This window comes from Soehngenia saccharolytica DSM 12858 (genome assembly GCF_059568515.1).
This window is the reverse complement of record NZ_JCANTN010000010.1, coordinates 50,646-58,170: the sequence shown is the minus strand read 5'-3', so window position 1 is coordinate 58,170 and position 7,525 is coordinate 50,646. Positions and strand designations below refer to the sequence as shown.

The following is a 7,525-nucleotide window of genomic DNA, read 5'->3' as shown; positions in this document are numbered from 1 at the left end:
GATAGTGTAAAGTAGCCTATGAAAAAACAGGATAAAAAAAATAGGCTCATAAGAACCTAGAAAATCGCAAAATTATACTTTTATGGTAGTTGTCGCCACCCTTGACTGCATTACAAAACAATGCTGTTAAGTTAACACCGACGGCGAAAAAACTCAAGAACAGAAAAGTTTCACCGTCTCGTTCGCAGCATTGTAGCATTGTTTTTACACGCCATCAAGGGCAAGCCCTAGCGGGTGGCTAGTTTACCTCAGGCTCTAAAATCTAAGAACAGATAAAAATTAAGATGCAGGATTTTCTTGCATATTAAGAATAACCTGCTGTCCTAAAAAGATAAGAAGCTGCCATTTACCAGGCATATTGCCAGCATCCTTAAGCAAATCAACTTCGTTCAATGGACGCTTTCTCCCATAAAGCTCATGGGGGCGAAGAAAGTTGTAATAAGCAACCCAAAGATTCACACCATAATAAGCACCGTCATCGGTGCCATAACCGCAAGTAACACGGTAAGAAGCTTTGAAGGTACGGTTAAGACGCTCAATTTTCTGTTTAAAAGGGCGATATTCTTTGGACACAGCATCATCATTAGTTAGACCAATTACTTGAGTAATATCGAAATCCCAGCCTTTTTCAATTTTAAATTGTTGAGCAGCTAAAGGATAGGCACTGTAACCATCAGCGATAAATTTTAATGCTTTACCTGGGAATTCTTTGAACTTATCAAAAGCCATTCTCATGGTAAGGATGCAAGGACCAACATCACGACTTTTAGAAACTTGATAGCCAAGAATAGAGCGAGAAACAGTATCCATAATGAGCCAAATGTATCCCTTAAGGCCTTTGACTTTAATATAGGTTTCATCAGCAGCTAAGTTGTTTGAAGGCTTGTAATCAAAGGTATCAACAAAAGGCTTGATAAGTACTGAAGCGGTTCTAGCGTAACTAGCTACCATGGTATGAGAAATATTGATATTGTGTATTTCACGCATAGCTTCAGCAGTTTTTCGAAGAGATAAACCAAGATTAACATGATAAGTAAGACAAAGCCCCATAATATGAGCATTGTTCTTTCTAAACTTAAAGCTTGTAGCCCAAGAAGGAAGGTTGTTTAAATCCATAGAAAAGAAATCTAGCGTAAATTCACGATAGATATAATGGAGCTTGTATTTATGCTTCTCACTAGGATCTAAATCATTAGGAAGTAGCTTTAAATTGCTCTTGTAATAAGAACAATTTTTATTGACACATTTATGAACAACAAAGTGTTTACGGTCTTTAACAGCAACTAAGGTATGCCCACAATAAGGACATATAAGAACTAGATGTGATGTTACTTGTTCACCAGTAACAAAGGTTTGACCACAGATTTTGCATTGGTATTGTCCTTTACCACCATTGTTGTCATAAATGTATTGATGAGGGGCACCACAAACAGGGCATACCGTTTCCTCGGGTATAGTTTTACCATTACGACGCTGAACTGGTTTTACAGGCTTACCATACTTCCAGAAATAGTATTCAAGCAGAAAACTGTAATCCTGTTTAATGAACTTTTTGATAATTGGAAGCTTGTCAATTTTAATTTTTTGATATTTGGGGCTGTGAGAATCATCAAAAGCCAATTGCTTGAGAGGAATATACTTTGCGATAAATAAAGTTAATTCATAAATTTGATTAATTAAGTATTGATTATATATAAGTAAATAGGATATAATTTGAGACATAACAATGACCAACCTTTCTTTTCTTTAGAATTTGTTGTGTACCAACTCAAATTATAACAGAAAAAGGGGGGTCATTGTTTTTTATTTTATAAAAATGATGTAACCCTTAATAATATAAGGTTTTAAATAAAAAAAAGGAGTGTCTTATTGCCACTACCAAAATTAACTAGGAGGGAACAAAATGAAAAAAAGAATATCTATTATAATGGTTTTAGCTATGCTCATATCAACTTTAGCAGGCTGTACGACAAGCAATGAAATCGCACAAGGGGTTACAGATACTACAGTAAAAGTTGGAAACACAGCAGCGACATCTGGAGCGTTTGCAGCAGTTGGAGTACCGTTTAATGCTGGTATAGAAGCGTATTTTAAGATGGTAAACGATGCAGGTGGAGTAGATGGAAGAAAGATTGAATTCGTTCATTATGATGATGAATTTGATCCAATAAAGGCGACAACATTTACAGAACAATTGATAAATGATGATAAAGTTTTTGCAATTGTAGGTCATTTTGGAACACCTACGATAGGTGCAACTTTGGATTTATTAAAAGAAACAGGGATACCCGCAGTTTATTTTGCAGCTGGCATAGCAGCTCTTTACAATGAAGATGCTACAAGTATTGAAAAAGGAAAAGGATTATTTCCAGTGCAACCAATTTATGTAACTGAAGGTAGATTGATTGTAGCTAGAGCAATAGAAGAACATAATGCTAAAAAAATCGGCGTAATTTATACAAATGATGACGCTGGAAAAGACTTATTAGCAGGAGTTGAAAATCAAGTAGAAAAGTTAGGCGCTGATTATACTGTTGTAAAAGAACAAGTAAATCCTGGAGCAACTGATGTATCAAGTCAAGCACTAAAAATGAAAAATGAAAATGTTGATGTAATAGTTGCAGCATCCATTCAAGCGACATTGCCAACAATCATCAAAGGTTTGATAGCACAAGGAGTAAATAAGCCTGTATTTACAACTTATTCAAATGCTGATGCTACTACAATAGCAAATTTCCAAGCAGATTACGCAAATACTGCAAATAAATTCCCTATCTATTCAAATGCATGGGTAGATTTAAGTAATCAAGAAGAGGTTGATGAATTTGTACAAGGAATGACTAACTACGGGAAACCTGAATATGCTGCAAATGCATTTTCAATGGCTGGATGGATTGCTGGATATTTCTTCGTAGAAGGGTTGAGAAGAGTTGAAGGAGAAACATTAAATTGGGAAAATTACATTAATGGAATGGAAAAAGAGCCATTTAAGATCCCTATGGGCGGAACAGTAGACTTCGCAAATGGGAAACGACTTGGTACTCAGTCAATGTCATTGTTGAAAGTATCAGATGATGGCTCGGCATGGGAAGTAGTAAAACCAGTAGAAGACTTAAATGTAATATTAGATAGAATTCAATAATAAAAGTAAAGCCGCATGAATTATCATGCGGCTTTAAATTACATTCCTAGTACTTCTTCAACTGGAGTATAGGACATATTAAATGCATCTGCAACTGATTTATAGACAATTTTACCTTCTAATATATTTGCACCTTTTCTCAATGGCTCTTCATCCATCAAAGCTTTCTTCCAACCCTTATTTGCAATTCTAACTGCATAAGGCAAAGTTACGTTTGTCAATGCAAATGTCGATGTTCTTGGAACAGCTCCAGGAATATTTGCAACTGCATAGTGAATTACATCGTGTTTAACAAATATTGGGTCAGCATGAGTAGTTGGGTGATCTATAGTTTCAACGCTTCCGCCTTGATCTATAGCAACATCAACTATAACGCTACCTGGTTCCATTTGTTTAACCATTTCTTCTGTTATCAATTTAGGAGCTTTAGCTCCAGGAATCAATACTGCACCAACAACTAAATCTGCTGTTTTAACAGCTTGAGTTAAATTGTAATTGTTTGAGTACAATGTTTCAATGCTTCCCATAAATACTTCGTTTAAATATCTTAATCTATCTACATTAATATCTACAACAGTTACTCTTGCACCAAGGCCAACAGCTCTTCTTAATGCTGCAGTTCCAACAATACCAGCACCTACTATTACTATATGAGCTGGAGGAACACCTGTAACACCATCAACTAAAACACCTTTTCCACCTTTTGATTTTTCAAGATAAACTGACCCTTCTTGAATTGCCATTCTGCCTGCTACTTCGCTCATAGGTGTCAACAGAGGCAATGATCTATCTGGATTTTGTACTGTTTCATATGCAATAGCGATTACACCTGAATCAACAAGTGCTTTTGTCAATTCTTCGTCTGCTGCTAGATGAAGGTATGTGAATATAATCAAGCCTTTTCTGAAATATTGATATTCTGAAGGAAGTGGCTCTTTAACTTTCATTATCATATCTGCTTGTTCCCAAACCATCTTTGCTTCGGGAAGTATTTCTGCTCCTTGAGCTTTATACGCTTCGTCACTGAAACCTGAACCTAAACCAGCATTTGTTTCAACTAGTACTTTGTGTCCTGCTCTAACAAGTGCATCAACACCAGCAGGTGTCATAGCTACACGGTTTTCTTGAGCTTTTATCTCTTTTGGGACTCCTACAATCATCTATAAAGCCTCCTTTAATATTATAATAACGTTTGCTTTAATTATAACACATAAAAAAATTTTTGTAATTATATAATAAATTATTTAACTATATTTTAACAAATAAATTCAACTTCTAACTGAGCATATTTTCTAAATAAGGTCTTAAAAAGCGGGTTAGAGATGTTGCCACCACAACACCACACGCTATGGCAATAGCTACAAAAATTGATTCCACACCAGTGCTAAGAGCATTTGATAAATCGTTATTTAATATATGAAACATAGTGTAGTAGATGCCGTATCCAGGAACAAAAGGAATTATTCCAGGGATAATAAATAATGTCGCAGGTTGCTTATGATATATTGCTAATATTTCACCCACTAGACCTACGAACAATGATCCTATAAGTGGTGGAAGTATAAAGTTCGTGCTTGCATTTTGAACATAGTAGAATATGACCCACCCAACCATGCCATTTAAGCTTGCAAAGAAAATAGACCTTCTAGGTATATTAAATATTATTGCAAAACCAAAGATGCTAAAAAAAGAAAGCACTACTTGAGTTATAAAATTCATGATAACCTCCTAAATAAACGCAAATGAGATTTGCAATGCTATACCGACACCAAATGCTAGAGCAATTGCAATAAAAATTGCCTCTATAATTTTTGCCCCACCAGCTATGAGTTCCCCAGAAATCAAGTCCCTAATTCCGTTAGTAAGAGCCACTCCGGGCACTAATGTCATTAAAGGGCCAATAATTATCCGATTGTAATCTAGATAAAATCCGAATTTTTCAAATATAAAATAAGACAACACACCAATGCCAGCAATTAAAAATCCGCCAATGATATTTTTTATAAAGAAATTTGGCTTGAACCTAGCAAGTTTAGTCAAAAGGTAACCCACTGATATAGAAGCTACAAATGCGACTAAAGTTTCCAATATACTACCGCCTGTCAGACCTGTAAAAAGCCCCCCAGCTATTCCTGTAAATATAAAAGTAGTTCTCTTCGAAAACTGGGGTATGTCAGTTAAGCTTGTCAGGAGTATTTCAAGATCTTCATCGCTTAAATCATTTTGAGTATATATTCTCGAAAATGAATTCGCTCGTGATATAGCCTCTAAATTAAGTTGAGATGAATGTATCCTTTCCAATCTAGTTGTTGAGTTTGTACTGGATTTGACACTCACAATGATACCTGTTGGAAGTACAAAAACATCGACTTTTGAGTCTAATTTTGAAGTGATCATTCTTTCTATTGTCTCTTCAACTCTATATATTTCAGCTCCACTTTCAAGCATAATCTTTCCTACATTTATTGCTAGATTTATTACAAAATTTTCATCATGAGATTTCATATTAACACCCTTCTATAAATTATAATGATATTTTACCATAACTCTTCTCTTTTAGTAATATTGACGAATTATTTTCTGAGTAAAGGTTAAAAAAAGATTATTATCACCGATATTTATTTTAAGCAAATATTGTTATCTTAAGGGGGATGTATATGGAATTTTTCAACAAATCTATAAGAAAAAAAATCACTAGTGGATTTTTGCTAATTTCTTTTTTCACTCTTATATTAGGGTCGGTTGCAATCTATAGTATGCTAGAAATCCAGAAAAATGACGACAAGCTCTATAAGAATAATACAGTTCCCCTAGGAGAATTGGTGATGATTGTAGAGTCCTATCTTTCAATGCAAAGTGAAATAAAAGACGTGATAATCGTTGGACAGATGGCAGTTATAGATGAAGCATCTATACAAAAGAAAAATTCACAGTTTGATAAGCTTCTAGAAAATTACTCTATTACAGCAAATAGTGAGGAAGAAAAAGAGCTGACAACTTCATTGAAGAGTTATAAAGCCGAATACGATGAGTTGATGAAGAAAGTAATAAGTTTATCAAAAGCAAACAAGCCAAATGAAGCCAGAGTTTTGATGTACGGTCAAGGCGGAGAACTCAACAAGAAAATCACTGATACATACACTAAATTAATGACTTTAAACTTAAACGAAGCAAGAATTACTTCGGAGAATAATACGCAATTTGCGAACAGAGATTTGATGTTTACAGCCATTGTTTTAGTATTGTCCATAATTTGCTCTGTATTTTTAGGATATAGAATTTCTGGGAATATAACAAAACCTATCAAATCTCTTGAAACTGCAACTTCTTTAATAGCAGAAGGGGACTTCACCATAAAACTAGATGAAAAGTACGACAACAGGAATGATGAGATAGGGAAATTATTGGGAAATTTCAGCAAGATGATAGAAAAGATAAGTCACTTGCTAAAGGAATTTGAAGTGGCAGTGGAAAAGACATCTGATTCCAGCAATAGCTTGTCTAATGAAATACAAATTGTCTCCGAACAGGGAATAAATATCAACAACTCAGTTAGCCAAATCGCAGCAGGAATGGAAGAAACAAGCGCATCTGTGGAACAAGTAGCATCTTCGTCTGAACTAATTTCAACGAAAACCAAGGAATTAGTGCAAAAAGCTAAAGTTGGCGAAGAAAAGGGAGAAGAAATAGAAAACAGAGCTAAACAAATGCAAGAGACCGCTGTTCTTTCAAAAACAAATGCTCGTGGAATATATCTAGAAAAGCAAAAAATAATCATGAAATCCATCGAAGAAGCAAAAGTAGTTGAAGATATTGAAAAAATGACAGATGTGATATCTGAAATTGCAAGTCAAACTGACCTTTTAGCTTTAAATGCAGCAATAGAAGCGGCTAGAGCTGGCGAAGCTGGAAGAGGTTTTTCTGTGGTAGCTGACGAAATAAGAAAACTTGCAGAACACTCTGAAGAGACAACATCAAAGATAAAGCAAATCATAACAAAAGTAAACAAATCCGTAGACAGCTTAGCAAATAGTGCAAGAGAAATCCTGAAATTCATTGATGAAGATGTAACAAACGACTACGATAAACTTGAAAATACAGGAAATTTATATTTTGAAGATGCTCAATTTGTAAAAGAACTGACTAAAGAGTTTTCTGTTGCAACGGCTGAAATATCTATGTCGGTAGATGACATCGGCTCATCCATTGAATCTGTAGCAGCAGTTATTGAAGAGGCTAATGCATCTGCACAAGAGATAAGCTTAGGAAGCGATGAAACATCAAGATCGTTGCTAGAGATAGAAAAGAAAGCAAGGGAACAAAAGGAACTTTCAAATGATTTGAGTGAGCTGCTAAATCAATTTAAAATTTAAATTGAATTTA

At 34.8% G+C, this 7,525-nt stretch carries 6 protein-coding genes; 2 read left to right on the top strand and 4 right to left on the bottom strand.

All coding sequences use genetic code 11. The annotated features are described in order from the left end of the window. Positions 1-279 precede the first annotated feature (279 nt). The gene (locus BO51_RS04445) at positions 280-1,722 is read right to left on the bottom strand and encodes a DDE-type integrase/transposase/recombinase (protein ID WP_496484363.1); all 1,443 of its coding nucleotides are present in this window, start codon (positions 1,720-1,722) and stop codon (positions 280-282) included. A 181-nt stretch (positions 1,723-1,903) separates the two neighbouring features. Between BO51_RS04445 and BO51_RS04440 the strand changes: the two genes are divergently transcribed. Then, positions 1,904-3,142 carry an ABC transporter substrate-binding protein gene (locus BO51_RS04440; protein WP_496484361.1) on the top strand — a complete coding sequence of 413 codons (1,239 nt, stop codon included), beginning with the start codon at positions 1,904-1,906 and terminating at the stop codon, positions 3,140-3,142. Between the two features lie 38 nt (positions 3,143-3,180). Here BO51_RS04440 and ald read toward each other — a convergent pair whose 3' ends face one another. The 3 genes from ald to BO51_RS04425 all read right to left on the bottom strand — a co-directional run bounded on the left by ald (position 3,181) and on the right by BO51_RS04425 (position 5,647). Then, positions 3,181-4,302 (bottom strand): alanine dehydrogenase, encoded by a 1,122-nt coding sequence (ald, locus tag BO51_RS04435; RefSeq protein WP_496484359.1) that lies wholly within the window; start codon positions 4,300-4,302, stop codon positions 3,181-3,183. Between the two features lie 115 nt (positions 4,303-4,417). Beyond that, a complete protein-coding gene (locus BO51_RS04430; protein ID WP_496484357.1) occupies positions 4,418-4,861 on the bottom strand; it encodes a threonine/serine exporter family protein in 444 nt (147 codons plus the stop codon). Positions 4,862-4,870: 9 nt separating this feature from the next. Continuing rightward, positions 4,871-5,647: a threonine/serine exporter family protein gene (locus tag BO51_RS04425; RefSeq protein WP_496484355.1), complete on the bottom strand. Its 777-nt coding sequence runs from the start codon at positions 5,645-5,647 to the stop codon at positions 4,871-4,873. A 152-nt stretch (positions 5,648-5,799) separates the two neighbouring features. Between BO51_RS04425 and BO51_RS04420 the strand changes: the two genes are divergently transcribed. Further along, positions 5,800-7,515 carry a methyl-accepting chemotaxis protein gene (locus tag BO51_RS04420; protein WP_496484353.1) on the top strand — a complete coding sequence of 572 codons (1,716 nt, stop codon included), beginning with the start codon at positions 5,800-5,802 and terminating at the stop codon, positions 7,513-7,515. The last annotated feature ends 10 nt before the right edge of the window (positions 7,516-7,525 follow it).